This window comes from Leptolyngbya sp. ST-U4, from assembly GCF_039962215.1.
Taxonomy (GTDB): domain Bacteria; phylum Cyanobacteriota; class Cyanobacteriia; order Elainellales; family Elainellaceae; genus Leptolyngbya_A.
In genome coordinates this window covers 256569-279654 of the sequence record NZ_JAMPKZ010000004.1, presented here as the reverse complement: position 1 = coordinate 279654, position 23086 = coordinate 256569, and the positions used below count along the sequence as shown (strand labels likewise).

The following is a 23086-nucleotide window of genomic DNA, read 5'->3' as shown; positions in this document are numbered from 1 at the left end:
ATGCCTGAAATTCGCTTTGAAGTCCAGTGGCCCGATGGCACTCATGAAGTTTGCTACTCGCCTTCGCTGATCGTCAAAGACTACTTTATTCCTGCCCAATCTTACCGCCTGGAGGAGTTTGTCGAACGATCGCGCACCGCTCTAAAAATTGCCAGCGATCGGGTGCAGGCAAAATATGGAATGCCCTGCAGTCTAGCACTGCGACAACTTCAGCAGATCGAGCAGCAGGCGGCTCATTATCAGCAGACCGAACAGCCAGATCTCCAGGTGCGGGTGATTCGGTTTCTGGAGTAAGAAGGAGGGCAATCGGTTTAAAGGCTTTGGGGAGTCCAGGTCGGACCTTGACAGCGCGGACCGTCCGGCGTCCAGTGCAGCAGATCAATACACATCCGACGCGCTTCCATCTTCGTATCCCAGGCATGGTAGACAATGTATTCTGCCTGACCGTCTGGGCTGACGGCGATCGAGTTATGACCTGGACCCAGCACCGACCCCGGAACCGATCGCAGCACTCGCGGTCCTGCCGCATTGCCCACATCCGAGTAGGGCCCCATCACCTGCTCGGCAACGCCATAATCGACTCCGTAGCTGTCTGTTTCCCACCGTCCACCGCTGTAAAAGCAGTAGTATTGACCGCCGTATTTACGAACGCACGGGCCTTCCAGCGTGTGCCAATCATAAATGCCGCCATACATCGGGCGATCGGCTAAAAATCGCTGCCAGTCCTGACGGGCACGCAGCACTACCTTTGCTTCCCCAGCCAATTGAGTCATGCTGATCAGGCGATCGACAACCAGAGCAGTTCCCGCCCGAACACCATCTTCTGTATCCAGAAAATCTTGAGCGTAGAACAAATACCATTGCCCATCATCGTCCTGAAACGGGCTGGGATCGATCGCAAATGCACAGGCTTCTGGATCAACTAGCGGCTGACCTGCATCCTGATATGGACCCAGCGGGTTAGAACTGGTCGCTACGCGCAACTGATGGCGTTTGTCCTCATGCCCCACTGAGTAATACAGGTAAAACGTGCCATCGCAGTATGCAACTTCCGGGGCCCAGAAATTATCCCCCAGTGCTGGGTCTGGACGCTGCAACGCATTTCCGGCAAACTCCCAGCGAATCAAGTCATGCGATCGCAGCAGGGGAAAAACGCGTCGTTGATGACGGTCCTCCACCTGCCCTGCCGCTTCTGCCGGACCCGTGCCGATTGCGTAGTAGACCCCCTGATGCTGCCAAACAAACGGATCAGCAAAATAATCAGGATAAACGGGATTTGTGTAAGTTTGCGCTGCCATTTAATACTCGAATTTCACATAAGTCTCGGTTGCCTGAGCGGGCAGCTTTTCGACCGTTTGACAGCGGAGCAACTGCCGAAGCTCAGGTGAAAGACTATTGTAGTAATCCGTTTGCAGCGTTAAATCTACCTTGTGGGTGTGAAGCCAGTGCATCACATAGCCCATGACAATCAGCGGACGCGGCTGCGGCGTGATGTTGGGTGTGCCCCGGTGCAGAGCCAAGGGCGATCGAATCATCACATCACCGGGCTGCATATAAAATTGCTCCATTGGAATTTCGCCCGCCCGCACCTTGACCAGTCCCTCTTCCCGCGACATCCGGTGCGTACCCCGCGCCATCTCAAACGGACCATTTTCTGCCGTCACTTCCACCAGGGGAAAATTGACTGCCAGGGCATAAAGGGGCGTGACGATTTGATCAGTAAACAGCGGATTAAAATCGCGGTGAATGTCCTGATACTCTGCTCCTTGAAAGGGAATGTCTGCCGCAAGCTGAACCAGCCTGTATTCCTGAAAAAACACGCGGTTGAGTACACCCAAAATCGTCGGATTGGCGAATACCTTAGGGTCAGCAAAGGGAGCCACCCAAGGCAATGTCGTGTACCAGCGCGATTTTCCTCGGGGAGCTAACCCGTCCACTCGCTGCTGCCGCTCTTGAAATAGCGCATCAAACGCCGCTGCCCAGGTTTCAATCAAGCTTCGATCGAACAATCCGCGAATAACGCAAACTCCGTCTCGATTCAGGTCTTCTGCCAGTCGATCGATCTCGATCGCGCTCAAGCTTACAGGATTAATACTTTGAACCATCTTAATTGCCCGCCTTACTCTGGAAGAGATATTAGAAGAAATAAAGGAATCGGAAGCGTTTTTGAGGAGAATGGTTGGGCTAACTTCAGCTCTCTAACTCTAGTCTTCTAACAGAGCAAAATGTAGCCCTCTCTACAATTCCTATTCTGCCCAACGGTAGAGGCAGGCCGCCGCAATATTACCAAATTTTTCAAAAAACTCAATTTCTCTGATTAAAAAAACTGAGCCGACAAAAAAGGTTCAGATAACGGATAGTGACCAGGTATTGCGCCTTTGTTTTGCCTGATACAGTGCAGCATCCGCTTCTGCAATGAGCTTTTGGGTTGATAAATTGCGCGACGGAGTCGAGCATACAACCCCGGCACTCAGCGTTACATAGTGAGCGATCGCCGAAGCCGCATGAGGAATCTGTAAACGTTGCAGGCTATCTTGAATAGCATTCACAACTTTGACCGCTCCCTCTTCACTCGTATTAGGCAAGATCACGGCAAACTCTTCGCCGCCGTAGCGAGCAGCGATATCCGCAGGACGCTTAATACAATCAGAAATTACCTTTGCGACCTGCTGTAGACAGGCATCCCCTGCGAGATGCCCATAGCGATCGTTATAAAGTTTGAAATGATCAATATCGCAAAGAACCAGTGCCAGAGGCTGCTGTTCGCGTCTGAGCCGTTTCCACTCTTGGTCAAGCATTTCATCAAAGCAGCGGCGATTGGCAATCTGGGTGAGACTGTCGATGTTGGCAATGCGTTTCAGTTCCAGGTTGACCTGCTGGAGGGCAGCTTCAGTTTGTCGCAGTTGATGATTTTGCTCAACGAGCAACTGCCGTTGCCGCAGGATCGTAATTTGATGCTGAACTCGCGCTAATACTTCTTCGGCTTGAAACGGTTTAGTCACATAGTCGGCCCCACCTACGGCAAAGGCACGAACTTTATCCTCTGTATCGTTTGAAGCGCTCAAGAAAATGACTGGAATGCTGTCGGTTGCGGAATTGGCTTTGAGTCGTTCACACACTTCGTAGCCGTTCATTTCCGACATACGGATATCTAAAAGCACTAAATCAGGAGGAGCAACCCCGATCGTTTCCAGTGCCATTTCGCCACTCGTAGCTTTCCTGACAGAATATCCTGATTCACTCAGTAACAGGGCAAGAGAACGCACATTATCAAGATGGTCATCCACAATCAGGAGCGTGGCAGGGTGAGTCCTGACTTGAGTCGTATTGCTTTCTTCCGATGTGCGTACTCTAAGCATGGTCATTTGAAGTTTCTGGCGAAGTTAAAACAACAATTTGTTTAAAGCTGTAGTTTTGCGCCAGCTGACGCAATCCCTGAATTAGAAATTCCTGTTCCGCCGGAATTTGTTGAATGAGCTGCTCTATTGCGCTGTCGTCGCAGAGGCGGGCTGCTTGACGAAGGGCTGTAATCCATATAGGTGGCATCGCTAGCAGGTCAGACGCCTGCAAATTGATAGAAGGATTGAGCAATTCCTCACCCGATGCGGCTACTTCACTGTTTGCATAAACATATTTCACTCCCAAATATTCTGCCATTTTGCGAAATAGCGCCTCTTCCTGAAATGGCTTTGTCAAATAATCATTACAACCCGCAGCTAAAGCTAAGGTGCGATCGCCTCTGGATGCCTGAGCCGTCAGCGCAATAATCACTGGAACTTCACCGCCTGGGGTAGCGCGGATTTGCTGAGTTGCTTCGTAGCCGTTGAGTAGCGGCATTCGGACGTCCATATAGATTAAGTGGGGATGCCATTGCTGCCACTGAGCCACAGCTTCTTGTCCATTAGAAGCTTCTCGAACTTCTAACCCAATCTGAGTAAGTATCCTGACTAGCAATATTCGGTTTTCTGGTTGGTCATCAACCACAAGGATACGGTACACAGGTTGATTGGGAGCTAATCGGCTCACGCGACCTGTGAAAGCCGCTACTGGCACATCAGCCGATCGCGCTACAGTAACAGGAAGCGAAAAGACAAACGTGCTGCCCTGTCCCACAGTGCTTTGCACGGTGATCTCTCCGCCCATAATTTGTACAAACTTGCGGCTGATGGTCAATCCTAATCCTGTTCCATCGGGCGAAGTCCTTCCGGCTTGCGTCTGCACAAAAGCACTGAAAATTTGCTCTAGATCATCATCAGCAATGCCAATGCCTATATCAACGACTTCAAACTGAAGCACAATTACCTCGTTGGGGAACTGCGAAGCAATCGACAGATGGGAGTCATTTCTGCGCTCCTTAACGGTGACTCGTAAGGTCACATGACCCTGCGTTGTGAACTTGATCGCATTTCCCAAGAGATTGATCAGCACTTGCCGCAGCTTGTTTGCGTCGATCGTCCCATATCGAGGCAAGTTTGAAGCGAGTTCAAGGTACAGCCCCAATCCTTTCGTTTCTGCCCGCTGGCGAAGCATTTCCTTGAGGGATTGCAGTAAATCAATTAAGTCAACGCTGTCTTCGTTAAGCGTGATGTGTCCAGCTTCAATTTTTGACAAATCTAGAACATCATTAATCAAACTGAGTAAATGATCGCCGCTCCGCCGAATTAGCCCCAGGTTTTCGCGTTGTTCTGCGGTGAGACGCTCATCAAAAGACATCACCTGAGCAAAACCCAAAATCACATTGAGTGGAGTCCGCAGCTCGTGGCTCATGTTTGCCAGAAAGACACTCTTGGCTTTGTTTGCGGCTTCTGCGGCTTCTTTTGCCTGTTGCAGAGCTTGCTCAGTGAGTTTACGGGCAGTGACATCTGTGGTAGCTCCCACAATTCCTATCACCCGTCCGTGTACATTTACCAAAGGATTAATGACCGTTTGATGCCAGCAAGCTTCACCCCTCGCATTCACGATCGACTGCGAAAGATAAGTGTAGGGTTGCCGAGTTTGCATCACCTGATGATTCACCGCCAGGATTTCTTTGAGCTGTTCTACTGAAAAATTGGGATTGAAGTCGGTTTCTCGTTTGCCCAGCATCGCTTCAACGGTGGTTCCGTGGATATCTGCGGATGCCTGATTCACAATTAAAATGCGTCCTCCCCGGTTTTTAACAAAGATGTTATTGGGAACGGCATCAATGACTTGTCGCAGGAAAGCTTGCTGTGCTTTTTGTTCCACTTCTGCCAGTTTGCGATCGCTAATATCCATGCTGGTTCCTAGTAGCCGTAGGCCTGAACCTCGGTTGTGCAGGGGCGTTAGGGTAGTCAAAAACCAGCGAGGACGATCCGCAAAGGGCAGTTCTTCTTCATAGGTAATGGTTGCGTTCTGCTGAATACATTTACGGTAGCGAGAGTAGATTTGGGCGGCTATTTTGCTGTCCCACAGTTCATCGATTCGTTTGCCTATCCATTGATGCGACGGGATACCCGTGGCTGTCTCGATCGATGGATTCATACTAATGAGCTGATATCCTCCATCCTCTAATTGCTCAACCACCCAGATCGCTTCAGCCGCAGAATTAATAATGTCCTGCAAAAATTGTTCGCTTTCTTTGAGCGCAACTTCAATTCGCTTTCGTTCACCAATATCGGTGTAGGTTCCCATCACTCGCAGCGGCTTTCCTGCCTGATCTCGGCTCATCACCATGCCGCGAGCGAGAATCCATTTATAGGAACCGTCTTTGCACAAAACGCGATATTCGCTGCTGTATTGCGGCACTTCACCCGAAAAATACTTCTCAAAGGCAGCATATACCTGTGCCTTATCATCGGGGTGCAATCGCCTGTTCCACTCACTCAAATCGTTGCCGATTTCGTTCTCAGCGAAACCCAGCATGATTTTCCATTGACGTGAAAAGAAGACTTTATCGGTTTGCGCGTTCCAATCCCAAAGTCCATCCCCATTGCCTTCGATCGCATATCTCCAGCGTTCTTCACTCTCTCGTAACTCTGCTTCGGATTGGAGGCGACTCGCTTCGAGGTGCTTGGCAGCGGTAATGTCGCGCAAAAATGCCGTAAAAACCTGTTCTCCTGCCACTTCTAACTGAGAGATTGAAGCCTCTGCTGGAAACTCACTGCCATCTTTGCGACGACCCAAAATATCGCTGCGTTCGCCTATGCATCGGGTCGTGCCATTTTGTTTCTCAAAGCTGCTAATGTGCTGATGGTGCGAAGCTACAAATCGATCGGGAAGCAGCAGATCCAGTGGTTGCCCTAACGCTTCGGCTGCTGTGTAGCCAAACAGCTTTTCGGCTGCTCGATTAAACAGCGTAATTCGCTGATTCGCATCGATCGAAATAATGGCATCGCTGGCAATCTCAAGAATGCCTGCAAATCGAGCCTGAGAAATCTGTAGCTCTACGTTTAACTGCTGAAGTTTAGCGGGGCTGGGCAAGGCAAGCACTTTCGGCATCAAGAAAACAAGTTCGATCGCAGTCAGTACCGAAACTAATGCCGCGATTGCCTTAACGCAACCAGAAAGCCAGTAAGCCGGATGCCACAGCGTCCATACTCCCAGAAAGTGAGTCGTGCCAGACAAGATAATAAACGCCCCAAACAGAAGGAATATCTGTTTGAAAGGCAAATCTTTTCGCTGCCGAACAAAGTAAAAAAGGGCGATCGAGATCAGGAAGTAAGCCAGGACAATCAGGACATCGGCAGCAACGTGCAGTTCCATCAGTCCTGTTTTCCAGAAACAAGAATTTTTATGAGGAAGGAATAACCTAGAGTTAGAAATCGCTTTGACCGTATTTAGCATGAATGAGCAACCGCAGAATTGTGGGCTGGACAAAAACTGATAATTCAGCTCAGCGTTCTGCCCTGAATATTCCCAAACCTGATCCTCCTGCCATTCAGATTCCTGGAGCATCTCTATCTATTACAAGTTTTAAAATACAAGTCTTAAAAAATTACAAGTCTTAAAAATTGCAGGTATTGAGTGGGAAACACCAATATCCAGAGGCCGAATGATATGAATGCCGGATGCGATCGCCACGAGTGATTGATTCATCGGTTATTGGTTAGGAGCCATTAGTCGTTAGTTGTGAGTTATTAGCGAAGTTTTTGCTATCCATACTGAGCCGATCGATCGCTGTCAAAAACAGTAACGATCGACGCGCAAAGTCAGCAAAAAGCAAAACGATCGCAGCCTGGTATAAAGAGTGCGATCGCAAAGCTAAATAGAGAGTTTAACCGCAGAGAAATTACCGCAGCAAAAGCCTTGAGTGAGAGTCCTGAGCAAAAGTCATGCGTGAGAGATGAAAGCCCTGGGTCAAAGTTTTAGATTGCCCTATTACCCCTCAAACACAACAAAATGAGTGGGTTTGTAAGTCCGAATAAATTGAGACATGGTTTCTCGTTCTTCAATTGTAGGCGTTGCAAAACAGCCTGCGGTTCCCGTGTTAGCATCCTGCTTCAGTGCCGAAGGATCATAATGAATTCCTAAGCCCGATCGCTGAGTCTGAAAGGTCGGAGTCACTGCAGACCACACCCCACCAAACTCGCCGGGCGCAAACTCAACGCTTCCCGGTTTATCAAAGGTGTAAACACCAAAGGGCAACGGAGCTTGAGAGCCAGCCGTATCAGAGGGAGTTTGCTTATTGGCGCGACCAGAAACCGCACGCACCGTTTTGATAATTTGATTTTTGCCGTCAACTAGATGAGTCTGATAAATTCTTAAGCCGCCGCTCATGGTCGTTGATGTCCGCATGGCGATTACTTTTGCCTTGCCGTTTGCATTAGGAGCGGGAACCAGAAAATCAGACGCAACCCACTGCTTTGCCCCCAAGGAAACCCAGGTGCGTCCTGCGGCGGCGATCGCTTCTCCTGTGGTATAGGTCAGAGAACCATTGGAAAGATAATCCACAATTTCACCGTTAGGAGTCGATCGAACGCGCAGCGTATCTCCCTGAGTACGAACGGTGGCAATGTAACCGATGCGGGTATTGATGCTAGAACTCATTGTTTTTATGCTGATTTTTGCAAGAGGGAATAAATTAGGTTTGTACTGACTAAAAAAATTAGCAGAACGTTCCGTAAACCTGAAAGGCAGACTTGATCAATAAACCCAGGTGACCGATGGAAGAACGAAAATTCCATCAAATTACGCCACAATTCCCAACACGAAATTTACATTACGAAAACGATCGAAGTGGACCGCACGCCATGCCAACAGGCTCTTCTGCCAATTTTCGCCAGGTGTTGAGGTTGACTTCACCCGTTGCATGACCGTTTACGTCAAAAATATGGTGGTCATTCTGGAAGTGGGTCACGGCTGCCCGCGTTTTTGTGCCATAAATGCCATCTACAGAACCGAGGTTGATGCCATAGAGCGTCAGAACCTGTTGCAGTCGGCGAACGATCGCCCCCGTGCTGCCCTGCTTCAGGAGTGGCAAGCCGGATACACCCTGATTTAAGCATGCCATCATCTGAGTGCCCACAATGCCATCCATTTCCAGAAAATGACGGCACTGAAAAAATTTAATAATCCCTTCTGTCGCCAAACCAAAGATGCCGTCTTCGACTAGGAGTGCCCCTGGAAAAATTTCGCTGCTTTCAAGCCAAACATTCAGCATTGCCTGAAGCTGTTTTACACCAGAGCCTTGAGAGCCTTTTTTAAGGAGAACGGTGCTGCGAAGTGTTGTCATGATGAGATTCCTTTAATTCAAATTGGGTGGTGTTGATTCAGATAAAAAATGAGGCATGAATTGGCATTAGTCAAAGGCAAGATAAGCAGCAAGACCACTGAAGGCTGCCCAGGTTTTGTTGCCGATCACGCCATCAACGATGAGGCTCTGAGCCGTTTGAAATGCCCGGACTGCCACTTCGGTTTGAGGTCCAAAGTTGCTGTCAACTACACCTTTATAGATTCCGGCTTCCTTCAGCAGCACTTGGGCGATCGCAACCGCTTCACCTTTGCTGCTCCGGCGAATTACAGGCATTGCAGGAGGCATATTGGTTTGCAGAGCTTGCCAGGTTTTTGGTCCAACAATTCCATCCTTGCGAAGCAGCTTGCTATATTGAAAAGCTTTAACGGCTGACTCAGTTTTCGCTCCAAAAATGCCGTCTACAGAAACCATATAATCACGGCTGACTCGCTGATTAAGCAACTGCTGAAGGGTTTTTACAGCCGCACCTTGAGCACCCATTTGCAGCGTTGGATATTGAGTGGAAATCGTATTCATTTTGAATGACCTTTGTGATTGTTGAAGTGGATTACGTTTGAATCGGTCGCTGTTCCACAACAATGCAACAAGGTAAAACAAACAGATTCCGGGAAATCAAGAGTACCCTTGCGGGTGCTTATTTAAGGGCCAAAGGATGGTAGGGGATAGATTGCTTTGTTTGAGGAGATTCGCAAAAGGCTTTCTTCTGAAAAGAGTCTCTAACTTGTGCAAACCGCTCTGATTTCACGCCCAGGAGATTTGACCCCCAGACAGGCAAAATGGGTATTAGGCAAAGCAGCAACAATCGCGGCGACTCAGCAATAGGACTTTTAGAGAGTTTAATCTGACAATTTCGCCTCACTACCAAATCGATCGCAAGATTAGAAATTTCGCTCTCGATCGTCAGGACAAAATTAGGAAATTTTTAGAAAAATAAATAACGCTACTTGTAGAGTAAATTACCCAGTATTTAGGGCTACTTAAACACCATATCTAGAAGAAGCAAGTTTTTTACTATCACAAACTTCCACTTTAGCAGCTAGTCGTAACCGAAATTTCGAGTAAAGATAAAGAATATATAACAATGCTTGAAGGTATCCGAATCGCACTTGACTTCCGTTTTTTCTGGTTCGCAATTGTCCTTTTCCGATCGGATTCCAGCAAGCTCTAAGCCAGGGTTGAAACGATCGCTACTTCACTTGAGAAATAGGGATTCTGTTCAACCAACTGGAAAAATGATTGAAAAAAGGCAAGGCTCGATGGATCAGATCGAACCTTTGCCAGACTCGCTTGAGTCTCAATCTATTTCAACCCACCTTCTTAACGACCGTATCAACCCTACTTATCAACAACACGTATCAACAGTGAGTGAGGAACCCATGAAACCGCAATTCACGACTCATTCGATTCCCTTTGATCAAGACCCAAACGTATCTTCTAAACTGAAGCAATTTAAGAGGCTCCCCCGGCGAATGTCAAGCTTTCTACGTCAGGGATTGCTGTCGATCGCGGTACTCACTGCGGTAGTTGGAGCTTCTTCCCAATCGATCGCCCAAACCCTGCTACCTAACAACACCCTGTTTCCCGGTGAGCAAGGTGCAAGAGTATTTACTTTGCAGCAGGCACTGAGGTCAGAAGGCTTTTTCGTTAGCGTCGACGGAGTTTATGGACCGGAAACCGTGAGTGCCGTGACTCAGTTTCAGCGCAGTTGCGGTCTGATTGTGGATGGCATTGCCGGACCTCAAACGAACAATGCCCTTGCTTCGGGAACCTGTTCCGGGTTCGTTCCCATTCAGCCACCCTTTATCCCGGTTCAGCCGCCCACTTCCGGCTTGCCCGTTGGTCCTTTTGTGGCAGTGATTCCGGGTGATGACCCTAGCAATTTGGCAACGGCTCGACAGGTGCAGGCAGCAGCAACTGTTCAAAGCTCCAGGAGAGGTTCGTTCATCAATGCAGGCGGCTACGAGGATCGAGAAAGAGCTGAAGCGGTGGTCGATCAGCTTCGCAATCGGCGTTTGTCTGCACGGGTCGAGTATCGTCCTTAAGAGGCAACAGCTCGAATTGTTTCAACCATCGATCGCACACTCTGAGCCGTTGCCGGAGCCAGCAAAACTCCATTGCGATAGTGCCCGGTTGCCACAATCACATTCTGGTAGCCGGGCATTGGCTCAATCACCGGAGCAGGACGCTGATGGGGACGCGGACGCAAGCCCGACCACTGCTCCACCGTTACGCCCGCTGCCAGGGCAGGACAAAACTCGATCGCCCCGCTTAGCACCCTTTGCAGGCGATCGGCATCGGGCAAAATTTCACTCGCACCTGCGGAAAATTCAACCGTCGCACCCACCCAATATTCTCGATCGCCCAACGGAACCAAATGGATATCGTTTCCGGTAACAACGGGCTGAAAGTTTGGATTTCCCAATGGCTCTGCCAAACGCATTCGCACCGCCTGCCCCAGCACCGGGCGCACTTCAACCACTTTCTCTCCCGCGACTTCTGGCGATCGAACCTGCTGGAGAGACTGCAAAACAGGCGTTGACCCTAATCCTGCCGTGACGACGATCGCATCCACTGCAAATCTGCCCTGCTGAGTGTCGATCGCGTGGCAAGCACACAGTCCCGATGAAGTTTGATCCGAGGCAAACCCTGTAATCTGAGTCTCAAAATAAAACTGAACGCCGCGCCGCTGAGCTGCTTCAATCAGCATCAGGGTAAGTGTCTTGGGGTCGAGCTGGCGATCGTCCGGCGAATAAATTGCTCCCACGACACGCGGGCTGGTCACCTGAGGACAGTGCTGCCGCAGTTTGGTTAAATCCCATCGCTCCAGCCGCCACCCCTGCGATAGGCGCGTTTCAATCAGGCTATCCCAGTCAGGCTGCTCCTCATCGGCTAAACACAGCTTGACAATGCCCTTACGGTTGAATGGAATTATTGTACCCGTCGCTGCCTCTAATTCAGGAACCAGCGTTTCGTATCGCTTCAGGCTGGCCTCCCGCAAATTCCAGGCACGCCCTTTCACTTTTTGACTGATTGCCCCCATCAGCACACCCAGCGCAGCTTGCGTCGCCCCTTGAACCGGGAACTGGCGATCGATCACCGTAATTCTGAATTCTGAATTGCCGCTGAGTTCGTAGGCAGTCATCGCCCCGATCACGCCACAGCCAACGATCGCGATGTGCATTTTTTACCGGAGAATGAGGAGATCAGGGGATAGGGAGATGAGGGAAGGGTGAAGAGATCAGGGGCAAAAGGGCAAAGGAGGTTTGAGGAAGTTTTTAGTTTAAGCAACGCTCGAATTACTGATTCCAAATTTATTTCAAAGCTGCTCACGTTCTCACGCCTCACCCTTGCCTCTTCTTCCTGCTTTCACTGCTGCACTCCCGACATCTTATTCTCTTAGCTCCCCATCTCCCTATCGCCTCGTCTCTTCCTAAGAAGGAATCCGCTCTACAAAAGCGTCAAAATCTTTCAACAGCTCATTGTAGTTTCGCAAGGCTTTAATCCCGTCCTGTGCCTGAGCCGCTTCGTCAATCAAAATTAGATGTTCAAACGTTTCCTTGGCGGCTGCTTCTGCTTGTTTCTGCTCAGAAGGCAGCAGATTGCGCGATAAACGGAGCATCGTAGCTCGGATTTCGCCCAGAGGACCGTGAATTAGCGATTCGACATCGTTCCATCGCTTTTGCTGAACCAGGGGCGGCAGCTCTAGCATTCGATCGCGGAAGGTTTGCAGCCGAGTGGCGTACTGCTGAATCTGGGCAATTTGATCAGAAGTATAAGTCGGAGCTTTTGCCGTTGGCGTTGGGTTGCCACAGCTCACGAGCAGGCTGGTAATCGCAACCAGAATAAGGGCAATTAATGACCGATAGCGGAACATAAGAATTTGTCTCACCGATTCGCTCTATTCAATAAGATTAAAACCAGATCCATCCTATAGCGGATCGGTTCAGCGAGACAGTAGCCTCCCGACCGGATTGCTAAAAAGCTTCATTGCCTTGATCCTTGCTTGAAAGATCTAGGGGGTAACAGGCTGTTCCGAGGGCTGATCTTGGGAAGGTTGATTTGGAGAGGGCTGATCCTGCCCCGGTTGATAATACGGTGCGGAGTCAATATCGCCAAGCCGATTGGGGGGCCAGAAGCGAAAGACTGCCCGACCAATAATATTCGCACGCGGTACATAGCCCCAGAAATGGCTATCAAAGCTGTTGTTGCGGTTATCACCCAGCACCAAATACGAATCTGGCGGCACCACTTCTGGACCCCACTGATAATCCGGTTTTGCGGCAATATATTCTTCTTTGAGGGGCTGGTCGTTGATAAAAACCGTGCCGTTCTTAACTTCAACCTTTTCTCCCGGCAAACCAATCACACGCTTAATAAAGGCATCTTTAAGTTCCGGGTTTTGCTGCCGTAGCCGATCGTTGGGCCAAAAGACGATAATGTCTTCCCGTCCAGGCGGATTAAAGCGGTAGCTAATCTTCTCTACGATCAGGCGATCGTTAACTTCCAGCGTCGGAATCATTGATTCGGAGGGAATGTAGCGTGCCTCTGCGACAAAATGCCGAATTCCTAACGCCAACACTAAGCTAAGACCGATCGTTTTAGCGGCTTCCACCCAGGCATTTTCAGTTTGAGGCGGTACGGCGCGATTCGACTTGTACGACATTTTGAGCGGCTCCGAAGCATCTGAAGCGGGGCTAATACCCGAATCATCAGGCGAGGTGGAATGAAGATGAGGCGGAAGATTAGGATCAGGATGAGACATGGATGCTGAGATAAAAGTGATCCGATGCAGAGCAGAAAGCAGTTCAATGCAGCCTGAAATTCAGCACAATATTAAAAACACAATATTAAAGCAGAGGTTTCAAGCAGAAAATCAAGCTTGGAGCCTAAGACTGAACTTTCGTTAAGACTAAACCCTAGTTATGGCATAAAGCGGACGAAAAGTATCATAGTCCATGAAAGTTGTAAAAGGATCAACCGGACGGGATGCACCTGATAGCCCTCTTCTACAAATTGTCTCTATAAGCTACGTGAACGACTGACGTATCAGGGGTTTCTGCTCACAAGCTGCCAAGACCTGCATCTGCTTAGTGGAGAATTTAATAAAATGCAAGGTTATTTCATGTTTTCCATTCTAATCGGTGAGAATAGTTGCTTTGGCTTTTTGGTTTATCTGGCTGGTTTATTTGGAGGTTCGCTTGGAGGATAGCCTGACTCATTCTGCGCCATCCTGCACGATCGCCTTCCAAAACCTGATGACACCCTGAAATTGTTCACCCTGAATTGACCTATGACTTCGCAACCTAGTTCCCTGCTCATTCGCCAAGCCCGGATTCTTCTGCCAGACGGCACGTTTACCACCGGAGATGTCCACTTCGCGGCAAGACGATCGCCCAAGTTGGCGGTGAAATCTCCCCTGATGATCGGGGGGAAGCGGTGCAGATCGTTGAAGCATCGGGGCTAACGCTATTGCCAGGCGTGATTGATCCGCAGGCACATTTCCGGGAACCAGGGCTGGAATACAAAGAAGACCTGTCTACTGCCAGCCGTGCCTGTGCTAAAGGGGAGTAGTTACCTCGTTTCTGGAGATGCCCCATACAAAGCCACTAACTACGACTCAGGCGGCTCTAGACGATAAGCTGAAGCGAGCAGCAGAAAAATCGCTGGTCAACTACGGCTTTTTTATCGGTGCGACGGGGGAAGCATCGCCCAACCTGCTAGAGGCAAACCCTGCCTGCGGCATCATAAATCTTTATGGGATCGATGCACGGCGCGCTGTTGGTTGATCAAGAAGCGGCACTAGAGCGGATTTTTGCTTATGGCGATCGCCTCATTGCGGTTCATGCCGAAGATCAGGCACGAATTCGACAGCGACGCGAACAGTTTGCAGGCATCACCGATCCGGCAATTCACTCGCAAATTCAAGACAATCAGGCAGCCCTTTCCGCCACGCAGCTTGCCCTCTCTCTTTCCAAAAAATATCAGCGACGGCTTCGCATTTTGCATTTCTCCACTGCCGAAGAAGCCGAACTGCTGCGCCAGGATAAGCCTGCCTGGGTCACGGCAGAAGTCACGCCCTAGCAACTGGCTGCTGAATACGGCTGCCTATGGGGAAATTGGCACGCTTGTTCAAATGAATCCGCCCATTCGATCGCCCCACGATAACGAAGTCCTTTGGCAGGCACTTAAAGACGGCATTCTCGACTTTATTACCACCGACCACGCCCCCTACACACTCGAAGAAAAGGCGCAGGGCTACCCTAACACGCCCTCAGAAATGCCCGGAGTCGAAACTTCTCTGCCGCTGATGCTGCCCCAGGCAATGCAGGGACGCCTGCACGTGCCCCAGGCGACAAACTGGATGTCTACGGCTGTCGCCAGGGCATACAAAATTCCCAACAAAGGACTGATTCAGCCCGGATACGATGCCGATCTGGTACTGGTCGATCTAGATACCTATCGCCCCGTCCTTCGCGAGGAACTGCAAACCAAGTGCGGCTGGAGCCCGTTTGAAGGCTGGAAGCTCACCGGATTTCCCGTCATGACGATCGTAGGCGGCAAGATTGCGTACGATCGCGGCAAATTCAATCTAGATGTCCGAGGAGAAGCACTTACCTTTGACGCACCCTAAGCCGAAACAATCCCCGACCACTGAACTCTCTTCAGCCGTTCTCGCCGATAAGAAAAGAAATATTCGGGAGTTTGATACGTGCAGTAAGGGGCGATCGACACCTGATCAGAGGCAATTCCGAGCTGCTCAAGCTGAAGTGCGATCGTCCGCCGCACGTCAATTCTGGCTCGTCCGGGTTGGGGGTCAGGCAGCAAAGGAGAATCGGGAATTTGGCTCAACGCATTGAGCAGGCTTTCGACCTCAGCCTCGGGTGATTCACCTGCAGAACTTTCAGGAGAGACGATCGTGCTGCCAATCTGAGCGGCGACCGGAAGCGAAACTTGATAGACTTCTCCGGCAATGGCAGGACCGAGAGCAATTTTGAGATTTTGAAGCTGGCTGCCCTGCTGCTGAAGTCGCTCGATCGCTCTGGGCACAATTTGGGTGGCAGTCCCGCGCCATCCGGCATGAATCGCGGCAACCTGTCCAGTCTCAGCATCGGCAATTAACACCGGAGTACAGTCTGCCGTACAGACCCAAACCGCCTGATCGGCGTCATCACTGACAATGCCATCCGCTTCGGGAAACATGGCAGAATCAGATTCGGCAACGGTTTCTAAGGGCGCATCGTCTGAAAAGGTGCGATCGATCTCTGCCGCTGTCAGCACAGTATTGCTATGAACTTGCTTAACCCGGTAAACCTGGGCGGTCGGCTGTAAAACTTCTGCTAAATCTTCGGGGGCATGAACCCAAAACTGCTGTGTAAAGAAACCGTGCGACCAGTCCCTCAGCAGGCTACAGGTCAAATAAGGTAGGTCTTGCCAGGTTTGCCAGTGCCAGGTATGCATAGGAATTCCGGGGAAAAGGAGCTGGACAGCGAAACGCCTTGAGGCTAGCTTACGCCAAAATCACAAAAATTAATGGAGGACCATGACCCTCGATCGCGCCTTGCTAGAGGCAGAACTGCATCAAATCAACCTGCCCATACCCGGAGATCTACCCAATTTCGCACTGCACCTGTTCGACACCGTTGACTCCACAAATACGATCGCCTGGAACCTCCTGCAACAAACCCCTTCGCAGTCTGTCGCCGTGATCGCCCAATCCCAAACTGCCGGACGTGGACAGCGCGGACATCAGTGGCAGTCTAACCCCGGAGGCTTGTATCTCTCTCTGGGAATGAACCTGGATCTGCCTGCGGCAAATGCAGCTCTGCTGACCCTGACCAGTGCCTGGGGAATTGCGATCGGGCTACGACAACGACAAATTCCGGTACAGCTTAAGTGGCTCAACGATCTGGTCATCGAAGGACGCAAGCTCGGCGGCATCCTGACTGAAAGCCGAACTCAGCAGGGACGAATTCATCAGGCAGTAATTGGCATCGGCATCAACTGGAAAAATCCAGTGCCGCATCCTGGAATCTCGCTGCAAACGGTATTTCAGAAACAGAATGTCCCGCCTATCCCGCCGATCGACCGAATGGAGACCCTGGCAGCGATCGTGTTACAAAGCATCCCTGCCAGTCTCACCTATTGGCAACAGCGCGACATCAACGCTTTTCTGCCTGCCTACGAATCGCTGCTCATTAACGTCGGGCGATCGGTCAATTATCAAAACATGCCGGGTCAAGTGCTCGGAATCACACCAGCCGGAGAACTGCGGGTATTACTTCAGCCCAAAAGCGATTCTCCTGGGGGGCAACTGGGCAACAATCGAACGATCGAGGTTTGTTTAAAGCCAGGGGACATTACGTTGGGCTATGAGGTTCCGGTAGGAGAGTAGCGAAGGGAAGGGAAGTTTGGGAACAATTTCTATCGAAAGAGCGACGATCGCTTTCACATCAGTGAATGAGTTTTACGTGAATGTGTCTCATGAGTAGATTGGGCACACAGGCGACATTCTGAAACATCTGGATTATGATGTGTCGGGAGTGCTGCACGATTTTCCTTCACTCAGCAGGACAGTTTCAACGCCGTTTGCAGCAAGGGATATCTGGAATGACAAAAAATCACCACACCAGCCGTTTTTATCAGCGTTCGCTCTGGCTCAGCGGAGCAATTTGTCTGAGCAGTATAGGGTTACTTAGTCCTAACCTTGCCGTTGCTCAAACTGCGGCAGATCTTGCTGCACCGATTGAAGCTCCGCCTGCTCCTGCACCAGAGGTTTATGCAGCTCCTGAGGTTGTGCCTGTTGAGATGGCTCCTGAACCTGCTGCCCCCGTTGCGGCTCCTGAAGTTTCAAGTGGGCTTACCCAGACCGCTCCTGAGCCCGTCGAACCACTAATTTCTGACGGAGAAGCGATTGATTCAATCGGCTCTGCTTCTGCTGATTATCAGGTTCCAGTCCTGGTAACGCCCAACCTGGCAGACACTGCTGCCGCCGCTTTTAACCCGCAGGCAGACTATATCGATACGACCGCTTACAGTCTGGGGGCAACTCGCGCCGACCAGCCAGATGTAATTTTGTCTGAGCGATCGACCGGCTGCCAGGCATTGCTGCAACCCGGTCAGGCGGCTCCTGGAAGTATTTGTCCTCCGGCTCCGATTGCAAGTTCAGATGTCCGCTATGCTTCAAGTTCGTATGCTTCAAGTTCGAGTGGGTCAGTCAGCGGCGGCTGGAATTCGGTCAGTCTAGATTACAGTGCAGGCGGTCGCACTACGCCTTCAGGACGGGAATACTACAATCTGAACGTGCGTCCTACCATGCAGCTTCGGCTGGGCAATGTCAATCTACGTTTTCCCCTCTCGATCCCGGCGGTGATTACCTCTGCGTTTGGCTGGCGAGTTCACCCCGTTACCGGACAGAGCCGCCTCCACACAGGCACAGACCTCGGCGCACCCATGGGAACCCCTGTGCTGGCTGCGTTTTCGGGTCGGGTTGAAGCAGCAGACGAAATGGGCGGCTATGGTTTAGCAATTGTCCTTCAGCACGCCGAAGACACGCAAACGCTCTATGCTCACCTTTCCGAGATGTTTGTCAAACCCGGAGAAACTGTGCAGCAAGGACAGGTAATTGGGCGCGTGGGCAGCACCGGAATGTCTACCGGACCGCACCTGCACTTTGAATATCTGAAGCGAACTCCCGATGGCTGGAGAGCAATGGATGCAAGTTCTGCTGTGGAGTATTCCTTAGCTCAGTTTGTGAAATCGCTTCAGTTAGCTCAGGCAAACGGACGCGCTCGATCATCAGCCAACTAGCAAAGAATCAGGCAGTTTGAGCTTCAGCCCAATTCGTTGACAAAACTGCCTGGCGCAATCCTTCTACGACGCGATCGAGTCCTACCGCACGAGATGCCTTAAACAGGATTCGATCGCCCGGCTGAATCAGGGCTTTGAGGCGATCGATTACTGCTTCATCGCCATCAAACTGCTCTGTTGGTACGGGAAATGCCCCGGCTGCCAGAGCTTCGCTTTCTGCGAGGTCAGCCAGAATCAGCAGATGATCCAGTTCAAGCTGCCGCACTACGGTTCCAACCTGATGGTGAAATTCAGGCGATCGATCGCCCAGCTCCTTCATAGTGCCCAGAACAGCAATCCGTCGGCTTCCGGGCGTTTGCGCCAGCAGATGCAGTGCAGCAATCATTGACTCCAGCCCTGCATTATAGGTCTCGTCCAAAATCACAATATCCGGCGGCAAAGTAAGGCGACGTGCCCGTCCCTGCGGTAGTTCTACCGTAGTGCCCTGCTGAAGTGGCTCCCAGGAAAGGTTTAACGCTTTTGCAACTGCCAGAGCTGCCAGATAATTCATCGCGTTGTGCTGTCCCGGAAGCGGGAGCGGCAATGTCATTTCGTTAACTTGTAAAGTCGATGGGTCAATCATTTGCCCAAAAACATCGCCACCCGTCAGCCCATAGGAAATTGTCTTTCCTGCCCAGAGCCGATTTGCACCTGCGGGAACTGCAAAGCAACCGGCGGTTTGCATCAAGCGCGGATTGTCAAAGTTCAAAATTGCAACTCCGTCCGCAGCCATTTCTGCAAGAAGTTCACATTTTGCGTCGGCGATCGCCTGTTCTGAGCCGAGCCTGCCGATGTGCGCTGTTCCCACATTCGTAATGACTGCTACTGTAGGACGGGCAATTTGCGTCAGCAGGGCAATCTCTCCGGCTGCCCGCATTCCCATTTCAATTACTGCAAAATCATGAGCGGGGGTGAGTTCGAGCAGCGTCTTGGGGACACCAATTTCGTTGTTGTAGTTCGCCTGTGTTTTGAGCACCTTACCCTGAGTTGCCAAAACTGCCGTGATTAGCTCTTTGGTCGTTGTTTTGCCCACTGAACCCGTTACCGCAATTACGGGAACTGCAAACTGATTTCGCCACCAGTGAGCGATCGTCTGATAAGCCTGAAGCGCGTCCCTCACAACCAGTAGTGGCAAATCAGCATCGGCTGGAGGACAGTCCGTAACAGCAGCGATCGCCCCCTGCTGCTGAGCCACTCCTAAATAATCATTGCCGTCAAACCGATCACCCCGCAACGCGATAAACAGATCGCCAGACTGCAAGCTGCGGCTATCGGTACTGATCCGCATCGGACGCTGATGCTCAACTGCCTCTATCCGAATCGGAACTGCCTTCAACAGCGCGACCAACTCACCCAACGGCAAATGCTTAACCATGCTAAGCCTACTGAACACTGCTTCGATAAAGTAGCAGCAATCATAGTTCCCACCATCCAATTTGTCCAGTAGCCTATCCGTCGCAGTTTCCTACCCCCTTCACTCCTCACCTTCCTCTGCATCCCCCACCCTCTATACTTTTCCAAACAAACCAGGGTAAAATAACTGGTCTGGCATCTGATACGCCTTAACGCTGTTAGTTGCCGAAGCTATTCAGACTTTTTAAAATGTCTAGCAGCGATCGCAGCAGTCGTCGTTCGATTGGCACGGACTGATTTCACAGGTTTTATTCTGTCAGTCTTGATTGCTCCAGTCCTACTTGATCATGACTCGATCGCCCCAACCTTAATTCTCTTGATTGACCTCATTCACATCTTAGAAAAGGAGCAGCAAGCAATGACCCAAGTGGTCTTAGGAGAAAACGAAGGAATTGAATCAGCGCTGCGTCGGTTCAAGCGACAGGTTTCCAAGGCGGGCATTCTGGCAGATGTCAAGAGCCATCGTCATTTTGAGACTCCGCTCGAAAAGCGCAAGCGTAAAGCAGTCATGGCTCGTCGCAAGCGTCGCTTCCGCTAAAGTCTGCGGCTCTGAGATGTTATCGTGTTTGCCAAACTGGCTTGACAAAGCATCATTAATCATTCATCACTAATCATCATTGATGGTGAAACAGTAGACGGTGAGACAGTAATAGCAGGATGAGGGCACATCTGCTGTGCCCTTGTTTTGTATCTTGCGGGATGTACAAGTGGTTTGTGCGATCGATCGCTTCAGCACGACTCAATAGCAGGTCGTTTCATCGATCGCCGCGAGCTGCCTCACCTGCGAAACCAGGAAGAACTCTAGCTTGAGTCCTCCCAACTGCAACAAATCACCGTCCTGAAGCGAACAGCGTTCTGAGGGAACCAGTCGCCGATGATTAACCCGTGTACCGTTGCTGCTGCTTAAATCAGCAATATAGAACCCGTAGGTTGTCTGATACCCAATCACCGCATGGCAGCGAGAAACGAGCCGATTGACGATCGTAATCGCGCAGGCAGGACTACGACCCACAAGCCAGGTTGAAGGCTGGGGGGTGATTTCGGTGGCTTGAACGGTTGCTGCATTCGTCATCAGAAAGTGTGTATTGCCAACAGCAACTGCCTGGATATAGTAGGGCGTTCGCTGACAGCGATCAGAGGCAGCCAGAGCAGGCTGAATCAGCCGCGTCACCTCATCAAGATCATAGTTACAGTTCATCAGGAGTGCATCGAGCAAAAGCGGATGCTGCTGAAGAAAGTGAAGCGGGCTAGAAGAAGAAGCCGTAGAAGGGGGCAGGTTTGACATCATGCTCAAAATCTGTACAACCGTGGGTTAGAGCCATTGCTCCTGGCGCAGATCGCACATTCCTGATGGCAGCCGGTTTCAGTCTGCTTCCTGATTCACCCTGTTCTACTCAAGGGATAACAGAGAAACAGAGCTTGTCGTGGGTTCAAAGCAGCGTAGTGAACTATCCGGCTGATGCAAGCGGGACGTTCACGCAACCTAATTTCACGCAGCATTTAATAATGCGAAATTACAAGCTGTGGAATTACAACAACCTGACTGAGGTGCAGACTTAGACTGCAAATGAAGAAAAAATCTAGAAGTAGACCTGCACCCGAACAAACGAAGGCTGAACTTGCTTAATGACTGACTGGTTTAATGACGGGTTTACAGTACACCCTTGTTAGCTACCAAATCTTGGGAGAATTACGAGCAGGATAAACACGATAAAACCAAACACCGTCAGGACAAGTCCAGTTAAGATGCATCCTTAACCCTGACTTAACTGGATATTGACAAGATTAAATCTGATCGAATCAGTTTCGCAAGTTGCTCCCTACAAGAATTTACTGGGGCTTCACGCAGGGTTCACTAGGATTACAGAGGCTATAAATCCCTTGAAATAAACCTTTCAGAATTGTTTTGCCCAGCGGCATTCCCCGTCAATTCTTTGTGAAGCAATGGGTAGTCTAGCGGGTATGTTAGAAGAACAATTCGCCGGAGTTTAGACCAGCAGCGATACTCCGAAGTATCCGCACATCCATCCAACGTTTGAAATCATTACAACAGCCGTCGATCGGTTCCTTAAACCCATTAAACTGAGGATATCCGGGCGATCCCCACCCAACTGTCATCGTTACGAGTGGTTTTTTCCTATGAAGTCTTATCTTGCTGCGGCAGTGCAAATGAACAGTCAGCCAGACGTCGAAAAAAATCTGGCACAGGCAGAAGATTTAATCGATCTGGCAGTGCGGCAAGGCGCAGAACTGATTTGTTTGCCTGAAAATTTCTCGTTTTTGGGAGATGAGCAAGTCAAGATTGACCAGGCTGAGACGATCGCCCAGCGCAGCGAAAAATTCCTGAAAACGATGGCACAACGCTATCAAATCACACTCCTGGGAGGTGGCTTTCCGGTTCCCAGCGAAACAGGGAAGGTTTACAATACCGCTTTGCTGGTAGGTAGCAGTGGCGAAGAGCTGTCCCGCTACGAGAAGGTGCATCTGTTTGATGTCAACCTGCCCGACGGCAATACCTATCAGGAATCCAATACTGTGCTTGCCGGAATGCGACTGCCGCCCGTTTACCCTTCTAAGGAACTGGGGCATCTAGGACTGTCAGTTTGCTATGATGTCCGCTTTCCCGAACTGTATCGCCATCTTTCACAAATGGGAGCAGAGGTGCTGTTTGTTCCGGCAGCATTCACAGCTTACACCGGAAAAGACCACTGGCAAGTACTGCTTCAGGCAAGGGCAATCGAAAACACCTGCTATGTAATCGCGCCTGCTCAAACGGGCAAACACAATGCAATGCGGCAGTCCCACGGGCACGCTGTCATTATCGATCCTTGGGGCATCATTCTGTCTGATGCGGGCGATCAGCCGGGAATTGCCCTGGCGGTGATCGAGCCTACTCGCCTAGAACAGGTGCGGCGACAAATGCCTGCTCTCAATCATCGAGTGTTTGTGTAAAAAAGTCATTTGTCATCTGTGATCAGCTTACTCATGAAGGTAGGCGTAATTAACCGGAGGATATTTGGCGTTGCTGATTCGACGGATGAATTCTGTAAGGGTGGTTGCAAGCCGCCTCTAGCGCAGAACTCCCTATTCGAGAATCCTATTTCCATTTAGCAA

19 protein-coding genes and 1 pseudogene are annotated in these 23086 nt (G+C 50.5%); 7 read left to right on the top strand and 13 right to left on the bottom strand.

Translation table 11 applies throughout. The annotated features are described in order from the left end of the window. Nucleotides 1–294, top strand: coding sequence for an MSMEG_0570 family nitrogen starvation response protein (locus NDA02_RS10420; protein ID WP_348248666.1), 294 nt, complete (start codon nucleotides 1–3; stop codon nucleotides 292–294). 17 nt (nucleotides 295–311) lie between these two features. Here NDA02_RS10420 and NDA02_RS10415 read toward each other — a convergent pair whose 3' ends face one another. The 7 genes from NDA02_RS10415 to NDA02_RS10385 all read right to left on the bottom strand — a co-directional run bounded on the left by NDA02_RS10415 (nucleotide 312) and on the right by NDA02_RS10385 (nucleotide 9229). Continuing rightward, complete coding sequence (locus tag NDA02_RS10415) at nucleotides 312–1298, bottom strand: glycoside hydrolase family 43 protein (RefSeq protein ID WP_190790935.1); 987 nt, start codon at nucleotides 1296–1298, stop codon at nucleotides 312–314. Continuing rightward, nucleotides 1299–2105, bottom strand: coding sequence for a phytanoyl-CoA dioxygenase family protein (locus NDA02_RS10410; RefSeq protein ID WP_190790934.1), 807 nt, complete (start codon nucleotides 2103–2105; stop codon nucleotides 1299–1301). A 240-nt stretch (nucleotides 2106–2345) separates the two neighbouring features. Next, on the bottom strand, nucleotides 2346–3365 hold the full coding sequence (locus NDA02_RS10405; RefSeq protein WP_242067215.1) for a diguanylate cyclase: 1020 nt from the start codon (nucleotides 3363–3365) through the stop codon (nucleotides 2346–2348). After that, nucleotides 3352–6723 carry a PAS domain S-box protein gene (locus tag NDA02_RS10400; RefSeq protein ID WP_348254909.1) on the bottom strand — a complete coding sequence of 1124 codons (3372 nt, stop codon included), beginning with the start codon at nucleotides 6721–6723 and terminating at the stop codon, nucleotides 3352–3354. The genes NDA02_RS10405 and NDA02_RS10400 overlap by 14 nt, the downstream gene beginning before the upstream one ends. Nucleotides 6724–7338: 615 nt before the next feature. Continuing rightward, complete coding sequence (locus tag NDA02_RS10395) at nucleotides 7339–8007, bottom strand: hypothetical protein (protein ID WP_199296444.1); 669 nt, start codon at nucleotides 8005–8007, stop codon at nucleotides 7339–7341. A gap of 172 nt (nucleotides 8008–8179) precedes the next feature. Further along, entirely contained in the window at nucleotides 8180–8692 is a 513-nt protein-coding gene (locus tag NDA02_RS10390; RefSeq protein WP_190791064.1) for a peptidoglycan-binding protein, read from the bottom strand. A gap of 66 nt (nucleotides 8693–8758) precedes the next feature. After that, nucleotides 8759–9229: a peptidoglycan-binding protein gene (locus NDA02_RS10385; RefSeq protein ID WP_190791065.1), complete on the bottom strand. Its 471-nt coding sequence runs from the start codon at nucleotides 9227–9229 to the stop codon at nucleotides 8759–8761. A gap of 953 nt (nucleotides 9230–10182) precedes the next feature. On the opposite strand from NDA02_RS10385, the gene NDA02_RS10380 reads away from it, so the two are divergent. Then, nucleotides 10183–10755 carry a peptidoglycan-binding protein gene (locus tag NDA02_RS10380; protein ID WP_190790042.1) on the top strand — a complete coding sequence of 191 codons (573 nt, stop codon included), beginning with the start codon at nucleotides 10183–10185 and terminating at the stop codon, nucleotides 10753–10755. Here the strand turns inward: NDA02_RS10380 and NDA02_RS10375 are convergent. From NDA02_RS10375 to lepB, 3 genes are all read right to left on the bottom strand, one after another. Continuing rightward, nucleotides 10752–11894, bottom strand: coding sequence for an FAD-dependent oxidoreductase (locus tag NDA02_RS10375; RefSeq protein ID WP_190790041.1), 1143 nt, complete (start codon nucleotides 11892–11894; stop codon nucleotides 10752–10754). The genes NDA02_RS10380 and NDA02_RS10375 overlap by 4 nt on opposite strands. A 249-nt stretch (nucleotides 11895–12143) precedes the next feature. Next, on the bottom strand, nucleotides 12144–12602 hold the full coding sequence (gene psbQ / locus NDA02_RS10370) for a photosystem II protein PsbQ (RefSeq protein WP_199296319.1): 459 nt from the start codon (nucleotides 12600–12602) through the stop codon (nucleotides 12144–12146). Between the two features lie 123 nt (nucleotides 12603–12725). Further along, nucleotides 12726–13376, bottom strand: a complete 651-nt coding sequence (gene lepB / locus NDA02_RS10365; protein WP_348254925.1) for a signal peptidase I — start codon at nucleotides 13374–13376, stop codon at nucleotides 12726–12728. Nucleotides 13377–14003: 627 nt separating this feature from the next. Here lepB and NDA02_RS10360 point away from each other — a divergent pair. Next, nucleotides 14004–15344: pseudogene (locus NDA02_RS10360) on the top strand (dihydroorotase). Here the strand turns inward: NDA02_RS10360 and pgeF are convergent. Next, nucleotides 15341–16171: a peptidoglycan editing factor PgeF gene (gene pgeF, locus NDA02_RS10355; protein ID WP_190790039.1), complete on the bottom strand. Its 831-nt coding sequence runs from the start codon at nucleotides 16169–16171 to the stop codon at nucleotides 15341–15343. The pseudogene NDA02_RS10360 and the gene pgeF overlap by 4 nt on opposite strands. A gap of 82 nt (nucleotides 16172–16253) precedes the next feature. Here pgeF and NDA02_RS10350 point away from each other — a divergent pair, with 82 nt between their 5' ends. After that, nucleotides 16254–17105, top strand: a complete 852-nt coding sequence (locus NDA02_RS10350) for a biotin--[acetyl-CoA-carboxylase] ligase (protein WP_190790038.1) — start codon at nucleotides 16254–16256, stop codon at nucleotides 17103–17105. A 215-nt stretch (nucleotides 17106–17320) separates the two neighbouring features. Continuing rightward, complete coding sequence (locus NDA02_RS10345; protein ID WP_242067128.1) at nucleotides 17321–18520, top strand: M23 family metallopeptidase; 1200 nt, start codon at nucleotides 17321–17323, stop codon at nucleotides 18518–18520. A gap of 7 nt (nucleotides 18521–18527) precedes the next feature. Here the strand turns inward: NDA02_RS10345 and murF are convergent, their stop codons facing one another. Then, entirely contained in the window at nucleotides 18528–19934 is a 1407-nt protein-coding gene (murF, locus tag NDA02_RS10340) for a UDP-N-acetylmuramoyl-tripeptide--D-alanyl-D-alanine ligase (RefSeq protein ID WP_190790036.1), read from the bottom strand. Nucleotides 19935–20330: 396 nt separating this feature from the next. Between murF and rpsU the strand changes: the two genes are divergently transcribed. Then, nucleotides 20331–20510, top strand: a complete 180-nt coding sequence (rpsU, locus tag NDA02_RS10335) for a 30S ribosomal protein S21 (protein WP_190504446.1) — start codon at nucleotides 20331–20333, stop codon at nucleotides 20508–20510. Nucleotides 20511–20711: 201 nt separating this feature from the next. On the opposite strand, the gene NDA02_RS10330 is transcribed toward rpsU, so the two are convergent. After that, on the bottom strand, nucleotides 20712–21257 hold the full coding sequence (locus NDA02_RS10330; RefSeq protein ID WP_190790035.1) for an FHA domain-containing protein: 546 nt from the start codon (nucleotides 21255–21257) through the stop codon (nucleotides 20712–20714). Between the two features lie 854 nt (nucleotides 21258–22111). Here NDA02_RS10330 and NDA02_RS10325 point away from each other — a divergent pair. Beyond that, complete coding sequence (locus tag NDA02_RS10325; protein ID WP_190790034.1) at nucleotides 22112–22924, top strand: carbon-nitrogen hydrolase family protein; 813 nt, start codon at nucleotides 22112–22114, stop codon at nucleotides 22922–22924. Nucleotides 22925–23086 lie beyond the last annotated feature (162 nt).